At 44.7% G+C, this 22,856-nt stretch carries 19 protein-coding genes, 1 riboswitch and 1 other annotated feature; of the genes, 14 read left to right on the forward strand and 5 right to left on the reverse strand.

Annotated elements, in window-relative coordinates:
• Nucleotides 1-22: 22 nt before the first annotated feature.
• Nucleotides 23-511: a universal stress protein gene (locus AS030_RS07265; protein ID WP_061969961.1), complete on the reverse strand. Its 489-nt coding sequence runs from the start codon at nt 509-511 to the stop codon at nt 23-25.
• A gap of 164 nt (nt 512-675) precedes the next feature.
• A riboswitch (SAM riboswitch) is annotated at nt 676-786 on the forward strand.
• 87 nt (nt 787-873) lie between these two features.
• On the opposite strand from AS030_RS07265, the gene metX reads away from it, so the two are divergent.
• Nucleotides 874-1,956 carry a homoserine O-acetyltransferase MetX gene (gene metX / locus AS030_RS07270; RefSeq protein ID WP_061969964.1) on the forward strand — a complete coding sequence of 361 codons (1,083 nt, stop codon included), beginning with the start codon at nt 874-876 and terminating at the stop codon, nt 1,954-1,956.
• Nucleotides 1,957-1,995: 39 nt separating this feature from the next.
• Here the strand turns inward: metX and AS030_RS07275 are convergent, their stop codons facing one another.
• On the reverse strand, nt 1,996-3,594 hold the full coding sequence (locus AS030_RS07275; protein ID WP_061969966.1) for an MDR family MFS transporter: 1,599 nt from the start codon (nt 3,592-3,594) through the stop codon (nt 1,996-1,998).
• A 178-nt stretch (nt 3,595-3,772) separates the two neighbouring features.
• On the reverse strand, nt 3,773-4,525 hold the full coding sequence (gene fabL / locus AS030_RS07280) for an enoyl-[acyl-carrier-protein] reductase FabL (RefSeq protein ID WP_061969968.1): 753 nt from the start codon (nt 4,523-4,525) through the stop codon (nt 3,773-3,775).
• Between the two features lie 165 nt (nt 4,526-4,690).
• On the opposite strand from fabL, the gene AS030_RS07285 reads away from it, so the two are divergent.
• Both AS030_RS07285 and AS030_RS07290 read left to right on the forward strand, forming a co-directional pair.
• Nucleotides 4,691-5,581, forward strand: a complete 891-nt coding sequence (locus AS030_RS07285) for an ATP-binding protein (protein ID WP_061969971.1) — start codon at nt 4,691-4,693, stop codon at nt 5,579-5,581.
• A gap of 77 nt (nt 5,582-5,658) precedes the next feature.
• Nucleotides 5,659-7,548, forward strand: a complete 1,890-nt coding sequence (locus tag AS030_RS07290) for a vWA domain-containing protein (protein ID WP_061969973.1) — start codon at nt 5,659-5,661, stop codon at nt 7,546-7,548.
• 19 nt (nt 7,549-7,567) lie between these two features.
• Here the strand turns inward: AS030_RS07290 and AS030_RS07295 are convergent, their stop codons facing one another.
• Together AS030_RS07295 and AS030_RS07300 are read right to left on the reverse strand one after the other, a co-directional pair.
• Nucleotides 7,568-8,935, reverse strand: a complete 1,368-nt coding sequence (locus AS030_RS07295; protein WP_061969975.1) for an MATE family efflux transporter — start codon at nt 8,933-8,935, stop codon at nt 7,568-7,570.
• Nucleotides 8,936-9,055: 120 nt separating this feature from the next.
• Nucleotides 9,056-10,132, reverse strand: coding sequence for a bifunctional 3-deoxy-7-phosphoheptulonate synthase/chorismate mutase (locus AS030_RS07300; protein WP_061969978.1), 1,077 nt, complete (start codon nt 10,130-10,132; stop codon nt 9,056-9,058).
• 267 nt (nt 10,133-10,399) lie between these two features.
• Nucleotides 10,400-10,631: a binding site (T-box leader), on the forward strand.
• A gap of 58 nt (nt 10,632-10,689) precedes the next feature.
• Between AS030_RS07300 and aroC the strand changes: the two genes are divergently transcribed.
• The 11 genes from aroC to rarD all read left to right on the forward strand — a co-directional run bounded on the left by aroC (nt 10,690) and on the right by rarD (nt 22,648).
• Complete coding sequence (aroC, locus tag AS030_RS07305) at nt 10,690-11,859, forward strand: chorismate synthase (protein ID WP_061969981.1); 1,170 nt, start codon at nt 10,690-10,692, stop codon at nt 11,857-11,859.
• Nucleotides 11,859-12,953: a 3-dehydroquinate synthase gene (gene aroB, locus AS030_RS07310; RefSeq protein WP_061969984.1), complete on the forward strand. Its 1,095-nt coding sequence runs from the start codon at nt 11,859-11,861 to the stop codon at nt 12,951-12,953. The genes aroC and aroB overlap by 1 nt, the downstream gene beginning before the upstream one ends.
• Before the next feature lie 2 nt (nt 12,954-12,955).
• On the forward strand, nt 12,956-14,056 hold the full coding sequence (locus AS030_RS07315) for a prephenate dehydrogenase (protein ID WP_061969986.1): 1,101 nt from the start codon (nt 12,956-12,958) through the stop codon (nt 14,054-14,056).
• A gap of 19 nt (nt 14,057-14,075) precedes the next feature.
• Nucleotides 14,076-15,374, forward strand: coding sequence for a 3-phosphoshikimate 1-carboxyvinyltransferase (aroA, locus tag AS030_RS07320; RefSeq protein ID WP_061969989.1), 1,299 nt, complete (start codon nt 14,076-14,078; stop codon nt 15,372-15,374).
• 171 nt (nt 15,375-15,545) lie between these two features.
• The gene (locus AS030_RS07325) at nt 15,546-17,165 is read left to right on the forward strand and encodes an ABC-F family ATP-binding cassette domain-containing protein (protein ID WP_061969992.1); all 1,620 of its coding nucleotides are present in this window, start codon (nt 15,546-15,548) and stop codon (nt 17,163-17,165) included.
• A 220-nt stretch (nt 17,166-17,385) separates the two neighbouring features.
• Nucleotides 17,386-18,105 (forward strand): 5-oxoprolinase subunit PxpB, encoded by a 720-nt coding sequence (gene pxpB / locus AS030_RS07330; protein ID WP_061971624.1) that lies wholly within the window; start codon nt 17,386-17,388, stop codon nt 18,103-18,105.
• Nucleotides 18,089-19,057 (forward strand): 5-oxoprolinase subunit C family protein, encoded by a 969-nt coding sequence (locus AS030_RS07335; RefSeq protein WP_061969994.1) that lies wholly within the window; start codon nt 18,089-18,091, stop codon nt 19,055-19,057. The genes pxpB and AS030_RS07335 overlap by 17 nt, the downstream gene beginning before the upstream one ends.
• 4 nt (nt 19,058-19,061) lie before the next feature.
• A complete protein-coding gene (locus AS030_RS07340; RefSeq protein WP_061969997.1) occupies nt 19,062-19,820 on the forward strand; it encodes a LamB/YcsF family protein in 759 nt (252 codons plus the stop codon).
• A gap of 14 nt (nt 19,821-19,834) precedes the next feature.
• Nucleotides 19,835-21,010, forward strand: coding sequence for an NRAMP family divalent metal transporter (locus AS030_RS07345; RefSeq protein WP_082635776.1), 1,176 nt, complete (start codon nt 19,835-19,837; stop codon nt 21,008-21,010).
• Nucleotides 21,011-21,022: 12 nt separating this feature from the next.
• Nucleotides 21,023-21,589: a thioredoxin family protein gene (locus AS030_RS07350; RefSeq protein ID WP_061970002.1), complete on the forward strand. Its 567-nt coding sequence runs from the start codon at nt 21,023-21,025 to the stop codon at nt 21,587-21,589.
• A 126-nt stretch (nt 21,590-21,715) separates the two neighbouring features.
• Nucleotides 21,716-22,648, forward strand: coding sequence for an EamA family transporter RarD (gene rarD, locus AS030_RS07355; protein ID WP_061970004.1), 933 nt, complete (start codon nt 21,716-21,718; stop codon nt 22,646-22,648).
• Nucleotides 22,649-22,856 lie beyond the last annotated feature (208 nt).

Consider the following 22,856-nt stretch of genomic DNA (forward strand, 5'->3'; position numbering starts at 1 on the left):
CGTCATTCGCGGACGGGGGTTTTTATCGTTGGCTCGTACTTTTGATGCTTAATCCTGAGGATGTAATTTTTTGGCTGTTTCTTGCGATCAGTACATCACAATTGGCATGGCGCGTAATATACTGTGAGACACTTCCGATAACAATGCGTTCCATCGCATTTAATCCTGTTGCACCACAAACAATCAAATCTGATTCATGCATGGAGGCAAATGAGAGAATTTCCATTTTGGGCGATCCTGAGTTTGATAAAGTGGTTACATGTGTTAGTCCATGGTTTCTGGCCAATTTTTCATAGTCGTCCAAAAGTGTTCTGGCTGCAATCCGTTCTCTGTCCATTTCAATATTAATGGCTCCGGCATCAAGTGGAGCAGCCGGAAGGCGGTCTTCAGTTATGTGTACGATATACAACTTGGCATGATATTCTTTTGCCACTTCAATCGCTCTGTAAAATGCCACTTCCGATGAACGGGAACCGTCAACACCAACCAGGATTCTATGGTAAGAAGGCATACCCTCACCTCTTCTGGAATATAGTATACATAAGTTTTACCCGCTGGAGGAGGAAGGCAAACACAAAGACAAACAATAAAAAACTTTCGGAATTTAATTGACAAATTCGTAAGACTGCTGTATTTTTGAACGTATTAAAGTTGTTCATAAAAACGAATAGTTAACTCTTATCAAGAGTGGTGGAGGGACTGGCCCGATGATACCCGGCAACCTGCAGAGATTATTCTGTACTGGTGCCAAATCCTGCAAAGGCAAAACACTTTGACAGATAAGAGACGGTACAACCCCAAAATGGATGATTGCACCTCTCTGAATCTAAAAAGAGAGGTGTTTTTTGTTTGATAAAATCGGAGGGATATCTGATGGCAAATGTACAGGCAGCAATTGAAAATGAAGTGGCAGAAATAGGGAATCTCGCTCTGGAATCCGGCAAAACATTAACTGATGTTCATATTGCCTATCAGCGCATAGGAGCGGCTGATGCTCCGGCTATTTTGGTGTGCCATGCACTTACAGGAAATCAATATACGATGACGACAGAAATTGGACCCGGGTGGTGGGAAGGACTCATTGGGCCAGGCCAATATATCGATTCAGAAAAATACCAGGTGATTACGACCAACGTTCTTGGCGGCTGTGAAGGGACGACAGGACCGCTTTCCATCAACCCTTTGACTGGGGAGAGATATGGCGGGGATTTTCCGCTCATTACCATCCGAGACATGGTTAATGCTCAAAAACGATTGCTTGAAGTTCTTCACATTCATTCCCTTGACACAGTCATCGGTGGATCGCTTGGCGGGATGCAGGTTATGGAATGGGGCTTGCTCTACCCTGATTTTATGGACCGTTTGATTCCCATTGCGGTCACACCTGCCTTAAGCGATTATGCCATTGGTTTCAATGCCATTGGGCGAACGGCGATTGTGAGTGATCCGGAATGGAATAATGGGAACTATTCATCAGAAGTGTCACCTGCCAAAGGGCTTGGCATTGCCAGAATGATTGGAATGCTGACCTACCGTTCGGGAACGTTATTTAATCAGCGGTTTCAACGGGAACAAACGGAAGAATGGTATTCCATATCAGATGAAGCTTCGTTTTCCGTTGAGACTTACCTGCATTATCAGGCCCAAAAGCTGTCCCAGCGGTTTGATGCCAACAGCTACCTGACCTTACTGAAAGCGATGGACAGCCATGACATCGGCAGAGGAAGAGGAGGCATCCATCAAGCAAGCAAAGGATACAGGGCAAAAATGCTCTGTCTCGGATTTACAGAGGATCTGTTATATCCGCCGGCGATGATGAAAACTTTTACAGAAAGCGTGAACGAAGAAAGCCAAAAGGCCCTCTTTCATGAAGTGAATACCATTTTTGGCCATGATGGATTTTTAACAGAATTCGAAAAATGGGGCCCGTTTCTGGAAGGATTTTTTTCCGAATAAAAAAGACATGAAGCGAAAATAGCTTCATGTCTTTTGGTTTTAGAGTTCTCCTGCAGCTTGATCCGCCAAAGGAACCGTTGTTTCCTGTTGGGTAGGTTCATTTTTAATACGGCCGCTGCCTACAGAAAGGGCTACAATAATACCTGCCCCGATGAATATAAGGCCGGTCATAAAGACGGTCGTAAACGAACTGCTCCAAGCCGTTTGAATGGAATGGATCACCGTACCTTTAATTGAACCGGGAAGTTTAAGCATATCTGGATGAATTAGAAGGCTGAACAAGGCATCTGTTTTATCTGCGAGTTTTTGGAAAATGCCTTGAAGCATCGGATTACTCTGTTGTTCTACTACATCTTTCATGTTGGTTTCCAGAGAGTGGTTCATAACGACATTCAAGACAGTAATGCCGATTGTACCGCCAATGGAACGGAAGAAGGTGGATGCCGATGTAACAGCACCGAGTTTCGTTTTCGGAAATTCATTCTGTATGGCAATCATAAGGGTAGGCATAACAAGACCCATGCCGAATCCCATGATAACCATATAAGCATAAGCTGTAATTTCTTTAGATTCCACGCTCATTGTGCTCATCAAGTAAAATCCGAATGCTGTAATCAGCATACCTGCTGTCAATACAGTCCGGTATGGGAGTTTCAACAAAAGTCTTCCCCCAACGATACTTGCAAGGATAAGGGAGATCATCATTGGCGTCATGGTGGATCCAGCCTGCGTAGGTGTCACACCCAAAATGCCCTGCATGAACATTGGAACGAACATAATCGCACCAAACATTCCAAGCCCCAGCAAAAAGCCTAATGCATTCGTTGCAGCAAACACACGGTTTTTGAACAAAGTCAGATCAAGTACAGGTTCTTTTGCTTTTCTCTCCGCGAACCCAAAAACGATCATCAGCAGGATCGATGAACCAAAGATTAAAGCACTTTCGAGCGATCCCCATTCAAATTTATCTCCACCAAAAGTGAGGCCGAGCAACAACAGAACGATAGCCGGGATCAGAGTGATAATGCCCCAGTAGTCGATATTGACTTCGTTTTTTGGCCGAACCATTTCGTGTTTCATTCCAATAAAGATTAAAATAGCGGATAACAAGCCAAATGGCACGTTAATCAGGAAAATCCAGTGCCAACTGATGGTATCCACCAAGAATCCACCAATAAATGGGCCAATGACAGAGCTTAAACCAAAAATGGCACCGAAGACACCCTGCCACTTTGCACGCTGCTCGGCAGTGAAAATATCACCAATGATAGTTTGGGAAAGCGGCATGATCATACCGCCGCCAAGACCTTGAAGACCACGGTAAATAATTAATTCTTCCATGGAGCTGGCGGTCGCACAAAGGGCGGATCCAATGACGAAAATGACCGTACCGATCAAATAAAGCAACCGGCGTCCATAAAGGTCGGAAAGCTTACCTACAATCGGAATAATAGTGGTGGACGTAATAAGGTAAGCGGTAGTGACCCAGGCGAATATGGAAAAACCGTTCAATTCACCAATGATGGTCGGCATAGCAGTACCGACCACAGTTTGTTCCATGGCACTAAAAAACATACCAATAACGAGGCCCAAGAGGACCATATTACGGTTGATAGAGGGGGTTAATTCATTGTTCATATAGCGTCTCCTATCTTTTATTAAATGAATGCATCACAAAAATGACCCACTGGTCAGTGGGCGAATGCATAACTTATATTATTAATACTTTCCTATTATATTCCTGAAATGACCGGTCAGTCAATCTTTTTTTAAAAAGAAAAACGCCCCTCGAAACAGGAGCGTTTTTGATACTTTTTTACGCTAAAAGGGACAGCCCGCCATCCACAATAATGGTCTGACCCCTGATCATGCTTGCAGCAGGGGTGCATAAAAAATACACGGTTTCCGCAAGATCTGCCGGCTCAACAATGCGTCCCGCTGGATTCTTTTGTTTCGCTTCGTCCAATAATTCCTCGCGGTTGGGGAAATGCTTCAATGCATCTGTATCAACCGCACCGCCGGAAACGGCATTAACCACAATGTTCATGGAAGCCAATTCTACCGCCAAATAACGGGTGATTGCTTCAACAGAGGCTTTGGACACCCCGACAGCAACGTAATTTCGAAGGGCTCTGATGGAACCAAGGCTGGAGAGGGCCACGATGGCTCCTGAACCCGTTTTCTCCATTAGTTTTGCTGCTTGCTGGGCAGCAAACAGGTATGCTTTTGCATTAATATCCTGTGTCCAGTCCCAATGGGATTCTTCGATTTCCATAAGAGGGCGCAAGACACCGGAAGCCGCATTGTTGATGAAGACGTCCAAACGGCCAAATGATTGGTCCACTTCCGCAAACAAAGCTTTAATTTGTTCCAGGTCACCTACATTTGCTTTTACAATATGAACGGTAATTCCGTATTTTTCTTCAAATTCTTGCTTTGTTTGTTCAGCATCTTTCTTTTTTCTCATAAAATTCAAGACAAGATTGTATCCTTCAGCCGCAAACTTTGATGCGATCGCCTTGCCGATGCCTCTTGTTCCGCCTGTGACTAGAGCTACTTTTTTACTCAAAAAAACACGTCCTTTACGTCATTTAGCACTTGGTACTAATTCTAAATTCTAAAGAGATTCAAGGGTAATGTCAATGCGAGGGAAAACCAAGTATTTGAAAGGACATGCGAAGAGAGATACTATATAATAGGTGTTTATGTTTATATAGATGAAAGGATTTTTCCCATGAGTATAGATGATTTGAATTTGCCAAATGGATTATTGGAAAAGCTGAAAAATTTCAGAAACAATCTTCTAAACCGAACAAGTGATTATCAGCATTTGATCGGGAACAAAGGGTATACCTCAGAAAATCAGGAGATCGTAAGTGACGCCGTCATCGCACTTCTGATGGGTAAAAATGTCTTGTTAAAAGGGCCAACCGGTTCAGGAAAAACGAAGCTCGCAGAGTATTTATCATTTCTCTTTCAGCAGCCACTCCACTCGATCAACTGTTCAGTGGATCTTGATGCGGAAGCATTGCTTGGCCACAAGACGATCACCTATGAAAATGGCCATTCTGAAATTGAATTTATACCAGGGCCGGTGACAAAGGCTGCGGTAAACGGCCACTTTTTATATATTGATGAAATTAACGTTTCCAAGCCGGAAACCCTGCCGATCCTGAATGGGATTCTGGATTACCGGAGAACGGTGACCAATCCGTTTACCGGCGAACTGCTCAAAGCGTCTGAAGGCTTCAACGTCATTGCTGCCATTAATGAAGGGTATATTGGCACCGTTCCATTAAATGAAGCGTTAAAAAACCGGTTTGTAGTGATTGAAGTGCCGTATATACAGGGAGATACACTGTATGAGATGCTTCTCAACCAGTCTGAGCAGAAGGATGAAGAATTATTAAAGTCATTTGTTCAGTTTTCTGCTGATTTGGTTCAGCAAACCAGCACCGGCCAGCTGTCGGAGGATGCAGCATCCATCCGGGCGTTGCTTGATGCGGCAGATCTTTCTGCATATATGCCTCCAAAACGTGCCATACAAAGAGCGGTTACCGATAAATTGGAGGATCAACGGGAAAGGACACTGATCCACAACATCGCCGACACTCTTTTTCTTTAGTTCATTGACCAGTTGGCTGGAGTGAAAGGTGCGAGACTCCAGAAAACTCCGACAGTGTAAAAAGGAGGTGTAACCACATGAAGTTTTTATCGTTTGCAGATACCAAGATTGACGCTTTTCTTCATATGCAGCTTATAGACTTGGCGAAAACCTTATCAAGAGATCCAAAGCTGGAGGTTGAGTTTTCGTATCATTCCTACTTAAATAAATCTGGCCACTTCATCCATGTCAGCCAGTTTTGGATGACATATCCTGGACCGGTCCAGCTTCAAGGGTTAAAAAGTGAAGTGTATTTGCGCAGCTTTGGAAACTTTTATTTCAGTGATCTCCGAGTGTTACAAGAAGTACTTCAGTCGTTTAAACAGGAAAAACATCATCAGTTTTTAAAGCATCTTCTGCTTTTTGCTGAAGATTACCGGCTCGAGAAGGAATGCATTGCAAGAAGGCCGGGAATGGCGGTTTCTTTTTCCGAACGAAAAAAGGTTCTTCTCACGTACTTTCAACGGCAGCTGCGCCAGCACCTCCAGCAAAGAAAGTGGCTTGACGCTTTTTTCTGCAGTATCTTTTTACTGGCCAATCATCGCCTTGTGCAGCTGAATTCTCCCCTGAGCGGGTTTTATGACAAAATTCGTGCGCCGCTCCTTCAGTTGAATAAAGCCCACAGCACCAAGGAAATCGCAGAGATCATGCAGGTGATACAAAAAATTCTTCGGGAATGGGATATTAAGGATATGATAACTTCCTATTTATCCTTTTATGAATCCACAACGGCTACGTTCAAGGACCTTACGAGAGAAAACGAAGTTAAAGCTCCACACACCATGGAAACGGAAGAAGAAACGGACGGGCAAGACACCGAGCATGAGGAAATGCCAAGCTGGCATGAGGAAACCTCGTCACCGACGGATTCATTTCTGCAATTTGACCTGGATCAGGGTACATCAACTGACTTACTCGGCGAAGGAGGAAGAAGGGCTGAAGAAGGAGACCAGGCATTTGGTGCGGTACAGGCCGGAGCAAAACAGTCGAAAGGCAACGATTTTTCCGCTGAAATGGACGCCGGATTGGATGAAAAGGGAAGCGCTCCCGGAAAGGAAGTATTTCCTTATGGAGAGATGAACCGGTGTGCAGTTGAGAAAAAGGTGGAGACCAGATTCCCGACTCCACTGGAATTGAAAAAATACCTGGAAATCAAATCAGCCGTTCAACCTTCGATCAGCTTATTGAAGCAAAGTTTCCTGAAAACGATTGAACACAAAAAGAATGTACCTAATCAGGATCTGCATTTTGGGCGCTTGAGCAAGAAGCTGACGCGGCTGTTGACGGATAAAAACCCGCGCTTGTTTTATAAAAAAATGGAATCGCCGCAAGAGCTCGATGCCGTGTTTACCTTGCTGGTCGATTGTTCCGCCTCCATGTTTGACAAAATGGATGAAACTCACCAAGCGATTGTTTTGTTCCATGAAACCTTGAAAGCTGTCAGGATCCCACATTCAATTGTTGGGTTTTGGGAGGATGCTGCAGATGCTAAAAAAGACAGTCAGCCCAATTATTTTCAAGAAGTTATTTCATTCAATCATTCGTTAAAAAATCAATATGGTCCGGAAATTCTGCAGCTGGAGCCTCAGGAAGACAACCGGGATGGCTACTCGATCCGGAAAAAAGCTGAGGATTTGCTAAGGCGCAAGGAAAAACAAAAATTTTTGCTTGTTTTTTCCGATGGAGAACCTGCAGCATTTGATTATGAAAACCTTGGCATACTTGACACCCATGAAGCGGTTACGCAAACTCGCAAGCTCGGAATCGAGATTCTTGGCATGTACATTTCCAATGGAAAAGTAACAGAGGAAGCTCAAAATCTGATGAAAAATATATATGGCAGCCACCAGGTTGTCGTACCGAGTGCAGCGGAATTGGTTAGCTATTTAGTGCCTGTGCTGAGGAAGTTGCTGTTTAAATTATCGTAATTCATACAAAAAGACAGATTCATTGTGCTGATGAAACTGTCTTTTTTGTTTGTTTTTTTTGAATATAGGCCATTCTCAAATAGAGCAGGATCGCGCCCATCGCCAGTCCGGAGATCAAACCGACCCAATAGCCAAACGCAGCTAGAGAGGTGGAGGTTGCAAGAATATAGCCCACAGGCAGCCCGATCACCCAATATGAAATCAAGGATAAAACGAGGGTGACATTCACATCTTTATATCCGCGCAGTGCGCCTTGGATGGGAGCGGCTATCGCGTCCGACAATTGAAAGAACACCGCGTACAGCAAGAAATGTTTCGTTAGGGAGATCACTGAAGGATCACTTGAATACAGTCCCGCAACCTGTTCACGGCAAAGCAAAAGGCCGCCCGCACAGAGAAGGGCCAATATCACTGCAGTGCCCATCCCGAGATAACTGTATTGCTTCGCATCGGAATAACGTTTTGCGCCAATCTCATAACCAACAGCGATCGTTAGGGCGAACGATATGCTGAGGGGCAGCATGTAAAGAAATGACGCAAAGTTAATGGCCGATTGATGAGCTGCAATTGTCGCTGTGCTGAAAGAACTCATAAGCAACGTCACCGCGGCGAAGATGCTGGTTTCAAAAAAGATGGCAAAACCGATGGGAATGCCAATTTTCAGCTGTTCCTTCCAGGCGTGGATTGATACGGCCGGAAAGCGGTGAAAAACATGGTAGAGGGAAAATGGTTCCACTCTATGAATGATTATAAATGTTATAACAGCGATGAACCAATAGGTAATGCTTGTGGCATAACCTGCTCCAATTCCCCCAAGCTCCGGAAATCCCCATTTCCCAAAGATAAGGAGATAATTGAAAAGCGCATTGACCGGGAGAGCGGCGACGGTCACAAACATGGACACCCGGGTTCTTCCGAGAGCATCAATGAATGATCTGAGAACATTGTATAAAAAGAGAGGAATGATGCCCGTTGACAACGCGATTAAATATCCTCTTGCCACATCACTGACTGTTGAATCAAGATGCATGGCGTGAAGAAGGGGATCGAGAACAAAGTATCCCGCCAGTATGACGGCAACCGCCAAAGCAAGCCCCAAATAAAGGCTTTGTATCACCGCTCCTGGAACGCTGTCCTTTTTTCCAGCACCATTAAACTGTGAAACAATGGGGGTCAGAGCCATTAAAATCCCGCTTAAACCTGTAAAAACAGGTACCCAAATACTCGATCCGATCGCGACCCCGGCGAGCTGTGCCGCTCCTGAATGGCCGGACATTACGGTATCCAAAAAATTCATGGCATAAATGCCAAGCTGGGTAATTAAAACTGGGAAAACCAATCGGCAAAAAAGTAACGCTTTTTGTTGAAGTGTTTGTGTTTTTTCCATAAGTTAGATCCTTTTCCTTTTCGTGCAATAAGGAAAGTATACCACAGGAAAAGGGGGGAAGGGGTGGTCTCTGGTCTCTGCACACAAAAAGACGGCCCTTGGAGGGACCGTCTTTTTAGGTTAAGATGTGTATACAGCTGCGTGTTTTTTAATTTCGTTCATGAAATCATGGAATTGAGGAATGTTCATCTGCTGCGCAGAGTCTGACAATGCGACGGCAGGATCAGGGTGAACCTCTGCCATTACTCCATCGGCTCCAATAGCAAGGGCCGCTTTTGCTGCAGGAAGCAGGAGATCCTTTCTTCCTGTAGAATGTGTTACATCAACCATTACCGGAAGATGAGTTTCTTGTTTTAGGATCGGTACAGCAGAAATATCAAGCGTATTTCGAGTCGCTTTTTCGTATGTTCGGATTCCACGCTCACAAAGGATGATCTGGTCATTACCTTGAGCCAGGATGTATTCAGCAGCGTACATGAATTCTTCAATAGTGGCTGAAAGTCCGCGCTTTAATAGTACAGGCTTGCGGATGGCGCCGGCAGCTTTCAATAGTTCGAAGTTCTGCATGTTGCGGGCACCGATTTGAACTACATCAACATAGTCGAGCGCTTCTTCCAAGTCGTTAGGGTTCAGAATTTCGCTGATGACAGCAAGATTTTCCTCATCTGCAACCCTGCGAAGAATCTTCAGGCCTTCCATTCCAAGACCCTGGAAATCATATGGAGAGGTACGCGGCTTAAAAGCTCCGCCACGCATGAGGGTTAAGCCCTGATCTTTAAGTGCTTTGGCCACTTGCTTCACTTGTTCGTAGCTTTCAACAGCACAAGGTCCCATCACGAAATGCTGTTCGCCTGTTCCGATTTGCTCTCCTTTAATATTGATAATCGTATCATCCGGTTTCTTTTTACGGGATACCAAGAGTGCTTTGCGGTTGTCATCTTCCTGGAGCTCAAGGCTCGCTTTAAAGATTTGCTTAAAGATATATTGAAGAGTAGAGGTCTCAAATGGTCCTTCATTTCTGGCTTCGATCAGATCCAGCAATTTGCGTTCCCGGACAGGATCAAAACGTTTTACACCTTGCATTTCTTTTAGTTTTCCAATGTCTTTTACAATGGCGGCACGATTGTTCAGCAGACTCAGGATCTGTTCATCGACCGCTTCAATTTCACTTCGTAATTCTTCTAGCTCTTTAGACATTTAAGCTCCTCCTCTTATTTGAAAATCAATCCATCGCTGTTAATAGGGATGGACCCAGCTAATGTTCCGATGCCGTTTAGGCCTTCCGAAAAAAAACAGCTCCGAATAAATTTTATTGAGTATTGTTTGCTACTTTAAAGCATGGCAGTATATCTTGTCAAGGTCTTATTTTCAGATTTTTTTAGAGAAACTGTAAAATTATAAAAATTCCTCTGATCCTCTTTACAATCCGCGTTAACCATGTTAAAACTTGATATAATACAATCTTAAAATGCAATGACAGGCAACAGTAGTATTCTTCTCCCTGTTATAAAGAGAGCTGATGGACGGTGAGAATCAGCACAAAGGAGAATGCGAATTACACCCTCGAGCTTCCTTTTTGAACGGTTGGTTGATCCGACCTATAAAAAAGGACGGTTAATTACCGTTATCCTGAATGAAGAGGTGGATGATGTTTGTCCGCAATGAGGGTGGTACCGCGAATAAATTCGTCCCTGCTATTTTTTTAGCAGGGGCTTTTTTTATATTCCATTAAGAGAAACTGGAGGAAATGTAACATGAGATATCTAACAGCCGGAGAATCACACGGACCACAGCTAACTACCATCCTGGAAGGTGTGCCATCGGGACTGCCTTTAACTGCGCAGGCCATCAATGAAGAACTGTCCCGCAGACAAAAAGGGCACGGCCGCGGCCGCAGGATGCAGATCGAAAAGGACCAGGCCATCATTAACAGCGGCGTGCGCCACGGCTATACGCTGGGATCGCCGATTACACTGGCAGTTGAAAACCGCGATTTCAAACACTGGACGAAAATCATGGGTGCTGAACCCCTTGAAGATGATAGTGAAGAAGTGAAACGCCAAATTACGCGTCCCCGTCCCGGGCATGCTGATTTAAATGGAGCGATTAAATATAATCACCGGGATATGAGAAACGTATTGGAGCGTTCATCCGCAAGGGAAACGACAGTACGAGTAGCAGCCGGAGCTGTCGCGAAACAATTACTAAAAGAGCTGGGTATCCAGGTTGGCGGCCATGTCATCGAGATTGGCGGGGTAGTTGCAGAAAAAATGGACTATGACACTCTTAATGATCTTCAGGAAAGAACGGAAGCATCACCTGTCCGCTGTTTGGATGAAGAAGCAGGCCTTAAGATGATGAAAGCCATTGACGAGGCAAAGGAAAACGGAGATTCGATTGGCGGTATTGTAGAAGTGATTGTTGAAGGGATGCCGATCGGTGTTGGCAGCTATGTTCACTATGACCGTAAATTGGATGCGAAACTTGCCGCTGCTGTGATGAGCATTAATGCTTTTAAAGGAGTGGAAATCGGAATTGGGTTTGAAGCGGCTCATAAGCCCGGAAGCCTTGTCCATGACGAAATCACATGGAACAAAGAAGAGGGCTACTCAAGAAAAACAAACAATGCCGGAGGGTTTGAAGGCGGCATGACAACAGGAATGCCTGTTGTTGTAAGAGGCGTTATGAAGCCCATTCCTACATTATATAAACCTTTGCAAAGTGTGGATATTGATTCCAAGGAGGCTTTTCAGGCAAGCATTGAACGTTCGGACAGCTGCGCTGTTCCTGCTGCCAGCGTTGTGGCAGAAGCCGTTGTCGCCTGGGAACTTGCCGCTGCCCTTGTGGAACAATTTGGCGCTGACAACATCGAGCGAATGAAGGAAAATATCGCACGCCATAACCAGCAGGCGAGTGAGTTTTAATGGAAACCTTGCACGTTGAAACCGAAACAAAGCAATATTCTGTTTTCATTGGGCATGAGTTTATTACGGATCTTTCTCCTTTTATAAATGAGTTAAGGCCGGCTGTAACAAGTGTTCTTATCCTTTCCGACAAAACGGTCAGCTCCCTTTATCTGGATAAAGTCGTTGAAGCTCTTCAAGGCCTGGAACTGCCCGTGCACAACTTTGTTGTACCGAGCGGAGATGGCGAAAAATCATTTTCCAACTATTATAATAGTCTCACGTTTGCGCTGGAAAAAGGGTTGGACAGAAATTCTCTTATATTAGCGCTTGGCGGAGGGATGATTGGCGATCTGGCAGGATTTGTGGCTGGGACGTACATGCGGGGTATCCGATTCATCCAGATCCCAACGACTCTACTTGCCCACGACAGTGCGGTAGGGGGGAAAACAGGGATTAATCATCCGCTCGGCAAAAACATGGTAGGTGTGTTCCACCAGCCGGAAGCGGTCTTTTATTCCATTGATTTTCTGGATTCTTTGCCTCTCACGGAATTGCGTTCCGGTTTTGCAGAAGTCATCAAACATGCATTGATTCAGGATGAAGAATTTTACCATTATTTAAAAGAAGAAATCTCTGACTTATCCGATATCCAGCCGGGAAACCTTTCTTATATTCTAAAAAAGGGAATCTCGATTAAAGCAGAAGTGGTTTCACAGGATGAAAAAGAAAAAGGACTCCGGGCCATTTTAAATTTCGGTCATACACTTGGCCATGCTATTGAGAGTGAATCCGGTTATGGCACAATCTCTCACGGTGATGCTGTGGCGATTGGCATGAGGTTTGCACTGAAACTGAGCGAGGAGCTTGGAAACACAAACCTTCATTATAAAGAGATCTCCAACTGGCTAAAACAGTTCAATTACCCTGGCGTTCCATCCCAACTCGATGCAGAACAGCTGCTCGGCGCCATGAAGAGAGATAAAAAATCAACATCCGGCCAGGTCAAAATGGTGCTGCTTGAAGCGATCGGGCAGCCGTATGTAAAAGAAGTAAATGATTCCATCCTGCTGGACGCATTGCAGAAATTTTTAATGACAGACAAGGAGCAATAACTGTGAAAAAACGGGTACTGCTGATCGGATTGGGCCTTATCGGCGGATCCATTGCCATGGCAGTTAAAAAAGAACACGAATGCATTATTGTTGGACATGACATTTCTCGGGATCATGAAAATTTGGCAAAAAGACTGCAGATTGTGGATGAAATTTGCAGCGATCTGGAGAAAGAAGCAACAACTGCTGATCTTATTGTTCTGGCAACTCCAGTGGAGGAAACCGAACGCTTGCTGGATTGGTTTGCTTCTTTTGAAACCCCGCCTAAAGCACTGATTACCGATGTAGGCAGCACAAAGAGCAAAATCATGCAGAAAGCTAACAAGCTGCAAGACAAGGGCATCGATTTTATTGGCGGCCATCCGATGGCCGGTTCACATAAGTCAGGCCCGGGAAGTGCAAAAGCGCATCTGTTTGAGAATGCGTTCTACATGATGACTCCAACCCCTTCAACACCGGATGACCAAATCAATGAACTGAAGGAATGGCTAAAAGGTACACATGCCAAATTTATTGTTATGGATGCCGAAAAGCATGATTTACTGACAGGGGTGGTCAGTCATTTTCCACATGTCGTGGCGGCCAGCCTGGTACGCCAGGTTGAGCAATATGCCAATTCTCATGCTCAAATCAATGATTTGGCTGCCGGAGGGTTTAAAGATATTACACGGATTGCTTCGAGCAGCCCGGCCATGTGGAAGGATATTATCAAGCATAATAAAGAAAATATATTGCAGCTGATCGATGAGTGGGCTTACGAAATGGAATACGTCAAAGATTTGGTTAAAAGTGAGAATGATCAGGGTCTTTACAACTATTTTTCAGGTGCAAAAACCTATCGCGATGCCTTGCCGATCAAAGCAAAAGGAGCGATTACTTCCTTTTATGACCTTTATGTTGACATCATTGATGATATTGGAGTGATCTCCCGTGTCACATCAATCCTTGCAGACAACAAGCTCAGCATTACAAACATTCGTGTCATCGAAGCCAGAGAAGATATTTACGGCGTGCTGAGGATAAGTTTTCAGTCTGAGGACGATCGTCAGTCGGCAAAAGAAAGCTTGGAAGAATTGCAATTTACAACGTACATTGCCATGTAGTAAATAAGGAGGTAAAAACATGTTGAAAACGTTGCGGCCTGTATCAGGTTTACAGGGGACCCTTAAAGTTCCCGGAGATAAATCGATTTCCCACCGTGCAGTTATGTTCGGATCCATAGCAGAAGGCACAACAACCGTGAACGGTTTCCTTCCCGGTGATGATTGTTTGAGCACCATCGATTGCTTCCGGAAGATGGGGGTATCCATTGAGCAGAAGGATGATACAGTTAAAATAGAAGGAAAAGGTTTGGACGGTCTGAATGAACCTTCGGATATTCTGGATGTTGGGAACTCAGGCACTACGATTCGCTTAATGCTTGGCATACTTGCCAACACATCTTTTCATTCCTGTCTTACTGGAGATGCTTCAATTGCCAAGCGGCCAATGAAAAGGGTAACCGGGCCATTGCGGGAAACGGGAGCCGTCATTGATGGAAGAGACAATGGGAATTTTGTACCGCTCTCCATCCGTGGTGGAAAAACGAAAGGTTTTCATTATAATTCGCCCGTTGCGAGTGCTCAGGTGAAGTCCGCCGTGCTGTTGTCTGGTTTAAAGGCAGAAGGAACTACTTCTGTAACCGAGCCGCATACCTCAAGGGACCATACCGAGCGCATGTTGAAAGCCTTCGGATGTGAAGTGGAGGTAAGTGGGAAGACCGCAAGCTTGAAGGGTGGCCAAACCCTAAAAGGAACACATATTGAGGTTCCGGGTGATATTTCATCTGCCGCGTTTTTTCTGGTGGCAGGGGCCATTATTCCTAACAGTGAAATAACCTTGAAAAAAGTAGGCATGAATCCCACCAGAACAGGTATTATTGATGTTCTCAAACAAATGGGAGCTGATCTGACCATCTCTGGGCTGTCCGGAATGGATTCAGAGCCCTATGCTGATATTACCGTTCGTACGTCCAAGCTTAATGGAATTGAAATCGGCGGAGAAATTATTCCACGCTTAATCGATGAAATTCCGATCATTGCACTCGCAGCAACCCAAGCTTCCGGCACAACAGTCATTAAGGATGCAGCTGAACTAAAAGTAAAAGAGACCAACCGTATTGACACGGTGGTTAATGAGCTGAAAAAGTTCGGTGCAGATATCACTGCTACAGCCGATGGGATGATTATCAAGAAAACGGAACATCTGCAAGGGGCCGAGACTGACAGTCACGGTGACCACAGAATTGGAATGATGCTGGCAATCGCTGCATGTCTGAGTGCAGGAGAAACGTCACTGCAAAACAGCCACGCCGTTACCGTTTCATACCCCAACTTCTTTGAACAGCTCCAACAGCTGCAAAAGGAAAACATCGAAGTATAATATAATAGTAGAAAAAATTTCAGATTAGCATAAACTGCGGAGGGGTGGATTTCTTCTCCGCTCTTTTTCATGGGAAGAAAAGCAGTTTAAATCCACTTGCACGGTGTATGGCAGAGTATGTTATGATACAATCATTGAGATTATGGAATCAGCGAAGGAGAAGTAAAATTTATGATTACAGTTACTAATGTAGGTCTGAGGTATGGAGACCGAAAATTGTTTGAAGACGTGAATATTAAATTCACACCCGGCAATTGCTATGGTTTAATTGGAGCAAACGGCGCCGGAAAATCCACCTTTATTAAAATTTTGTCCGGTGAAATTGAAGCACAAACCGGTGATGTTCATATAACACCTGGAGAACGCCTGGCCGTTTTGAAGCAAAATCACTTCGAATACGAGGAAAATGAAGTTCTGCAAACGGTCATCATGGGGCATGCCCGATTGTATGAAATCATGCAGGAAAAAGACGCGATCTACATGAAGCCGGATTTCTCCGATGAAGATGGCATTAAAGCGGCAGAGCTTGAGGGAGAATTTGCCGAATTGAACGGCTGGGAAGCGGAATCGGAAGCTGCCATACTCTTAAAAGGACTGGGCATTGGAGAAGATCTTCATTATAAAAAGATGGCTGAGCTTTCAGGGTCGGAAAAAGTGAAAGTCCTTCTTGCACAGGCATTGTTTGGAAAACCTGACATCCTGCTTCTGGATGAGCCGACCAACCACCTGGATCTTCGTGCGATTAAATGGCTCGAAGAGTTTTTAATCAATTTCGAGAACACCGTTATCGTCGTTTCGCATGACCGTCATTTCTTAAATAAAGTTTGTACACATATGGCGGACCTCGACTTTGGCAAAATCCAATTGTATGTGGGCAACTATGATTTCTGGTATGAATCAAGCCAGCTGGCACTGAAAATGGCCCAGGAACAGAACAAAAAGAAAGAAGAAAAAATCAAGGAACTGCAAAACTTTGTGGCACGCTTTAGCGCTAACGCTTCAAAGTCTAAACAGGCCACGTCCAGAAAGAAATTGCTTGAGAAAATTTCTCTTGATGACATTCGTCCATCCACCCGAAAATATCCTTATGTGAATTTTTCAATTGACCGTGAAATCGGAAATGATCTTCTTCGCGTTGAAGGTTTGAGCAAAACCATCGAAGGGGAACAAGTGCTGAACAACGTTAGCTTTACGATGAATAAAGGGGACAAAATTGCATTCACAGGTAAAAACGAAATTGCAGTAACTTCCCTTTTTAAAATTTTGATGGGTGAAATGGAAGCAGACAGTGGAAGCTTTAAATGGGGCGTAACCACTTCACAAGCTTTTTTCCCAAAAGACAACAGCTCTTACTTTGAAAATAACGAACTTAATCTTGTTGACTGGCTCCGCCAATATTCACCAGTTGATCAGTCGGAAAGTTTTTTGCGCGGCTTTTTAGGACGCATGCTGTTTTCCGGCGAAGAAGTGATGAAAAAGGCAAAAGTTCTTTCAGGTGGAGAAAAAGTACGCTGCATGCTGTCCAAAATGATGCTTAGCGGCAGTAATGTGTTGCTGCTCGATGATCCAACCAACCACCTGGATCTGGAATCCATTACGGCGCTGAACAACGGATTGATCAATTATAAAGGGTCGTTGTTGTTCACCTCCCATGACCATCAGTTTGTTCAGACGATCGCCAACCGTATTATTGAAATTACGCCGAACGGTCTTCTTGACAAGCAGATGACATATGATGAATTCCTTGAAAATGATGAACTTCAAAAACAAAGAGAAAAAATGTACCAATAAACAAAGCGGCCGTTCAGGCCGTTTTTGTTTTTTTTACTGGATTGTTTATAAAATAAATAGGGAAAAATAAGGGGAAACACCCTTTTGGAAATAATTTATTACCGGCCGGTGGGGAATAATCGCAGAAGAATTGAATTATTTCCCATTATCAGAATTCTATTGTTTTTTATCGGGTATCTAGGTATAGTGGGGATTAAATGGATTGGGAAAGGATGCTGTAATGTTTCAAAATATTAACTATTTAAGCTTTGGAGAAGCAGGGATTCTCCTGGAATTTGGCTCTGTCATGGACAAGAAGGTGAATCTTCAAATTCATAATACGGCAAAATGGCTGAACGATCATCCGTTTGACGGCTTTATTGAAACGGTTCCTGCCTATACCACGCTGACTGTTTTATATGATCCTATGAAATTTATCCATCCTAATAAGTCAGCGTTTGAACTGGCGGTTGAACAAATCAAAAGAAGGATCGAATCGATGCCGGAAGAAAACGTCACCGTCGGCCGGACTATTGAAATTCCTGTTTGTTATGGCGGTGACTTTGGCCCTGATCTAGAAAACGTAGCAGGGATCAACAGGCTAAGCCAACAGGAAGTCATATCAATACATACTGAGAGAACATATTACGTGTATATGCTTGGTTTTGCACCGGGTTTCCCGTTCCTGGGAGGAATGGCAAAGGAGATCGCAGCTCCTCGCCTATCATCACCGCGGCTGTCCATTCCAAAAGGAAGTGTCGGCATTGCAGGGGAGCAGACCGGCATTTATCCCATTGAAACACCGGGGGGCTGGCAGCTGATCGGCAGAACACCGGCAAGGCTTTTTACACCTGACCTGGAAACTCCTGTTTTGTTACAAGCCGGGGATCAAGTTAAATTTTATGAAATTACGCGAGATGAATACCATGCAAGGGAGGCTGAACATGAGCATCACGATTGATAAACCGGGAATGCTGACAAGCCTTCAGGATTTGGGAAGGTATTCCTATCAGCAATTTGGCGTAATTGCCAGCGGCGCCATGGACCCTTTCGCACATACCGCAGCCAACCTGCTTGTCGGAAATTCCGAAAATGAAGCGACCCTTGAAGCAACCCTTCTGGGACCGCGGATTACGTTTGAAACCGATACCTATATTGCCGTATGCGGAGGGGATCTTACTCCTTCTTTAAATGGCAAACGTATTCAAAACTGGCGGCCTTATAAGGTGAATAAGGATGATGTCCTTGAATTCGGTAAATGTAAATGGGGATGCAGGGCATATATTGCGGTTGCTGGTGGATTCGATACAGAGCTGGTAATGGGGAGCAGGAGCACATACCTTCGTGCAGGTATCGGGGGTTATCAGGGAAGAGCGTTGAAAGAGGGAGACCGGTTGAAAACGGGGTCTTTCAAACCAACATTTAAGCCTGTTTCAGTAAATTGGAAGATGAGCCGGGGCCTGCGAACGGTCTATGAAAATATGGGGCGTATTCGCACGGTAAAAGGCAGGCATTTCGATTACTTTACATTGGAAAGCCAAAAAGCATTTTTTGAAAAAGAATTTACGATCACCACCAAATCAGACAGAATGGGCTATCGTGCAGAAGGGACATCCCTTCAATTGGAGCGGAAAGAAGAAATCTTGTCAGAACCCGTATTGTTTGGCACTGTTCAGGTACCGTCTGAAGGAAACCCTATTATATTGATGGCTGACCGGCAAACAACCGGAGGCTATCCCAAGATTGCACAGACGGCTTTTGTCGATTTGCCCAAGCTGGCACAGGCCAAGCCGGGGGACAGGATCGTATTTCAGGAAATTTCCGAAGAGGAAGCACAGATCAATTACATCATTCAAAAAATACAGCTCAACTACTTGCAGACAGGAATTCGACTCAAAAACAGAGAAGGGTGAGAACATGCAATTTTTGGTGGATATAAACTGTGACATGGGAGAGAGTTTCGGCCGTTATAAAATTGGTCATGATAAAGAAATGATGGAGCATATTTCTTCCGCTAATATTGCCTGTGGTTTTCATGCGGGGGATCCTTCCATCATGAAGGAGACGGTCAGGCTGGCACTGAATAATAACGTGGCAGTTGGCGCCCATCCCGGGCTCCCTGATCTGATTGGTTTTGGCCGCAGGAATTTTTCCCTCACACCTCAGGAAGCTTATGATTATGTACTTTACCAGACAGGTGCATTGCATGCGTTTGTCCAGGCAGAAGGCGGAAGAATCCGCCATGTCAAGCCCCATGGAGCGCTTTATAACATGGCGGCTGTCAATAAAGACCTGGCCAAAGGGATTGCTGATGCTGTCTATAACCTGAATCCTGACATTATTCTTTTCGGACTTGCGGGAAGTGAGCTGATCAATGCGGGTAACGAAGCAGGCCTTCAGACTTGCAGTGAAGTGTTCGCTGACAGAACCTATCAGCCGGACGGCACACTCACTCCGAGAAGCCAGCCCGACAGTTTGCTGACAAACGATGAAGACGCCGTGAACCAGGTCATTAAAATGGTCAAGCAAGGCAAGGTGACCACTCATGCTGGCGATATTTCCATAAAGGCTGAGACCATATGCATTCATGGAGACGGTGAGCACGCACTTTCGTTTGCCGAGAAAATCAATTCAGCTTTTGAGAAAGAAGGCGTTCAACGCATAAATTACGGATGAAACGAGGAAAACAGATGAAACAAAAAAGCAACTGGCAGCTCCTGCTGGGAGCGGCATTCCTGATGGCAACGTCTGCCATCGGACCCGGATTTCTAGTACAAACAACAGTTTTTACTCAATCATTGCTTGCAAGTTTTGGGTTTGTTATTTTAATATCCATTCTTCTTGATATTGGTGCTCAGCTTAATGTTTGGAGAATCATAGCTGTATCCGAACGTAAGGCCCAGGATATTGCAAATACACTTTTACCGGGCCTGGGTTATTTTATCGCCCTGCTTGTCATGATTGGAGGTTTTGCCTTTAATATCGGTAACGTCGGAGGAGCTGGTCTAGGACTGAACGTTATCTTTGGCGGACTGTCCCCGCAAGCTGGAGCAGCGATCAGCGGAGCAATTGCCATCTCCATCTTTCTGGTGAAGGAAGCGGGCAAAGCGATGGACCGTTTTGCCCTGATTGCAGGCTTTGTCATGGTCGCTCTCACCGTGTATGTAGCCATTGTTTCAACACCGCCGGTCGGTGAAGCGGTGGTTAAAACGTTTGTTCCCGATAAGATTGATATTGCAGCCATTGTTACACTTGTAGGCGGAACAGTCGGAGGCTATATTACGTTTGCCGGCGGACACAGGCTGTTGGACGCTGGTGTCAAGGGAGAAAAGGCTATTGGGGAAGTGAATAAGAGTGCGGTCTCAGCCATCGGTATTGCTTCCATCATGCGTATTTTTCTTTTCCTGGCGGCACTCGGTGTGATTGCAAGTGGCGTAACCCTGGATCCCGGTAATCCTCCTGCATCGGTCTTTAAGCATGCAGCGGGGAATATTGGCTATAAAATATTCGGTATTGTCATGTGGTCGGCGGCTGTTACCTCCATTGTTGGTGCTGCGTACACGTCAGTATCTTTTATCCGGTCATTTCATCCAAAGCTTGAAAAGTACGGTAACCTGCTCATTGTAGTTTTTATTCTTTTATCCACGATTATCTTCATCCAAGTCGGGAATCCAGTAAAATTACTCGTGTTCGTCGGCGCCTTAAACGGTTTGATTCTTCCGATTACTCTTGGAGTGATGCTGGTTGCCGCTTATAATAAAAATATCGTCGGTTCTTACAAACATCCCCTGTGGATGACGCTTGTTGGCGCTGTTATATCCATTGGGATGGCAGTGATGGGCGTCATGGCATTTTTGAAACTGTAGAGGTGATACCGGATGAAAAGCTTAAACGAGTGGTTTCAGGAAGGTTTAACGAAAGAAGAATATGTGGATAGCATGACCGTCAACAAGGAGGAACTGCAGTCCATCTATAACCGTTTTACACTTTCCGAGGAAGACAAGGACTTTTACCAGACACTTCCGAAGCTAGAGCTCAAGGCTGTTGTTCTTACGGCGGACTGGTGTGGGGATGCGATGCTCTGTGTACCCATCATTGAACGGATTGCCGAGTATGCCGGAATTGAATTGAAATATTTAATTAGAGATGAAAACTTGGAGCTGATGGATCAGTATTTGACAAATAGGACGTCGCGCGCCATTCCAAAGTTTATCTTTATGGATCAGGATGGGAACGAAAAAGCAGTATGGGGACCAAGAGCGCCAGAGGTGCAAACCCTGATCGAGCAAGAGAGGGGCAACCTTCCTTCCAAAATTGATCCGGCATTTGAACAAAAACAGCAGGAGATGTACAGACGCTTTAAAGAAAAACTGACGAGTGATGAAGACCTTTGGCAATCGGTCAATCACAGCGTTAAAAATGAGTTGGAAAAACTTATAGTTTAATGTAAAAGACAAGGAGCTGCTTAGCAATTTGAGCGGCTTTTTTGTTTGGGCAAAGTATTTTGCCTTTCGATCCGACGGCACTATAATTGAGTAAGAAAAATCTGATAGAGAATAGGGGTTACTGCCATGAGAAGTCAAAATGAACAAACTGTCGGCATCTGGTACGCTGCACTTTCTTATTTGATGTGGGGATTTTTGCCGCTATACTGGAAACCGCTGCAATCCGCTGGTTCAGGTGATGTTTTGGCCCACCGCATCATTTGGTCTTTTATATTTATGCTGCTGATCATTCTGGTCATGAAAAGAACCTCGGCATTTGTGGGAAATTTGCGGAGCCTGTTTCTTGATAAAAAACATTTCTTTGCCGTGCTGGCTTCTTCGCTGCTGATCAGTGCCAACTGGCTGATTTACATTTGGGCTGTCAACTCCAACCACGTCGTTGAAGCGAGCCTTGGGTATTATATTAATCCGCTGATCAGCGTTCTTTTGGGTATCATCGTTTTAAAAGAAAAATTGAATGCATGGCAGGTGGCCTCTTTTGTTGTTGCCCTGGCCGGCGTTGGCCTTTTGACGTTTCAGTATGGGAGATTCCCATGGGTTGCATTATCGCTTGCATTAAGCTTTGGCTTATACGGGCTGGCCAAAAAGGTAGGAAGCTTCGATTCTATTATTGGACTGACGTATGAAACGATGTTTGTAACGCCTCTGGCGCTCGCCTATATCGTTTTCGCGCAGCAAAGGGGTACAGAAGCCTTCGCCGCCCAAAACAGCACTGTGACCCTGTTACTAATGGGAGCGGGGGTCGTCACGGCGATTCCATTGCTTTGCTTTGCCCAGGGAGCGAAACGCATCTCTCTTTCCATGATCGGGTTTCTGCAATATATAGCTCCTACGATCATGCTTATTTTGGGCGTTTTCTTGTATCATGAGGATTTTTCGAAGACGCGTCTGTTTTCTTTTTTCCTGATTTGGCTGGCACTAATTATCTTTTCATTTTCCAAAACAAGGTGGCTGGCCCGCTTACAGCCTAAAAATAAGCAGAAAACATACGGAATATGACAATTTTCGGCCGGAATTCGTAACTTCCGGTCATTTTTCTTGTAACTTTACTTTTGACCTATGCTCAGACTGTGCTAAAATAACCATGAAAACGTTTAATACAGAAGTTCGACATATACCTTCGCTTTAATGCAAAAGAGAGAAATTTACCGAGATTTGTAAAAAATCGTTTTGTTGTTGTACATTCAGGGGATGTAATTCAATGAAG

Source organism: Fictibacillus enclensis (genome assembly GCF_001457035.1).
In the GTDB taxonomy this organism is placed as follows: Bacteria; Bacillota; Bacilli; order Bacillales; family Fictibacillaceae; genus Fictibacillus_C; species Fictibacillus_C enclensis.

Coding starts and splice junctions, on each gene's coding strand:
- AS030_RS07335 (WP_061969994.1), top strand. CDS start 18,089: ATGAGCATCACGATTGATAAACCGGGAATGCTGACAAGCCTTCAGGAT.
- AS030_RS07275 (WP_061969966.1), bottom strand. CDS start 3,594: ATGAACAATGAATTAACCCCCTCTATCAACCGTAATATGGTCCTCTTG.
- AS030_RS07265 (WP_061969961.1), bottom strand. CDS start 511: ATGCCTTCTTACCATAGAATCCTGGTTGGTGTTGACGGTTCCCGTTCA.
- AS030_RS07295 (WP_061969975.1), bottom strand. CDS start 8,935: ATGGAAAAAACACAAACACTTCAACAAAAAGCGTTACTTTTTTGCCGA.
- aroB (WP_061969984.1), top strand. CDS start 11,859: ATGGAAACCTTGCACGTTGAAACCGAAACAAAGCAATATTCTGTTTTC.
- aroC (WP_061969981.1), top strand. CDS start 10,690: ATGAGATATCTAACAGCCGGAGAATCACACGGACCACAGCTAACTACC.
- AS030_RS07350 (WP_061970002.1), top strand. CDS start 21,023: ATGAAAAGCTTAAACGAGTGGTTTCAGGAAGGTTTAACGAAAGAAGAA.
- AS030_RS07345 (WP_082635776.1), top strand. CDS start 19,835: ATGAAACAAAAAAGCAACTGGCAGCTCCTGCTGGGAGCGGCATTCCTG.
- aroA (WP_061969989.1), top strand. CDS start 14,076: ATGTTGAAAACGTTGCGGCCTGTATCAGGTTTACAGGGGACCCTTAAA.
- AS030_RS07340 (WP_061969997.1), top strand. CDS start 19,062: ATGCAATTTTTGGTGGATATAAACTGTGACATGGGAGAGAGTTTCGGC.
- AS030_RS07325 (WP_061969992.1), top strand. CDS start 15,546: ATGATTACAGTTACTAATGTAGGTCTGAGGTATGGAGACCGAAAATTG.
- pxpB (WP_061971624.1), top strand. CDS start 17,386: ATGTTTCAAAATATTAACTATTTAAGCTTTGGAGAAGCAGGGATTCTC.
- AS030_RS07300 (WP_061969978.1), bottom strand. CDS start 10,132: ATGTCTAAAGAGCTAGAAGAATTACGAAGTGAAATTGAAGCGGTCGAT.
- metX (WP_061969964.1), top strand. CDS start 874: ATGGCAAATGTACAGGCAGCAATTGAAAATGAAGTGGCAGAAATAGGG.
- AS030_RS07285 (WP_061969971.1), top strand. CDS start 4,691: ATGAGTATAGATGATTTGAATTTGCCAAATGGATTATTGGAAAAGCTG.
- AS030_RS07290 (WP_061969973.1), top strand. CDS start 5,659: ATGAAGTTTTTATCGTTTGCAGATACCAAGATTGACGCTTTTCTTCAT.
- rarD (WP_061970004.1), top strand. CDS start 21,716: ATGAGAAGTCAAAATGAACAAACTGTCGGCATCTGGTACGCTGCACTT.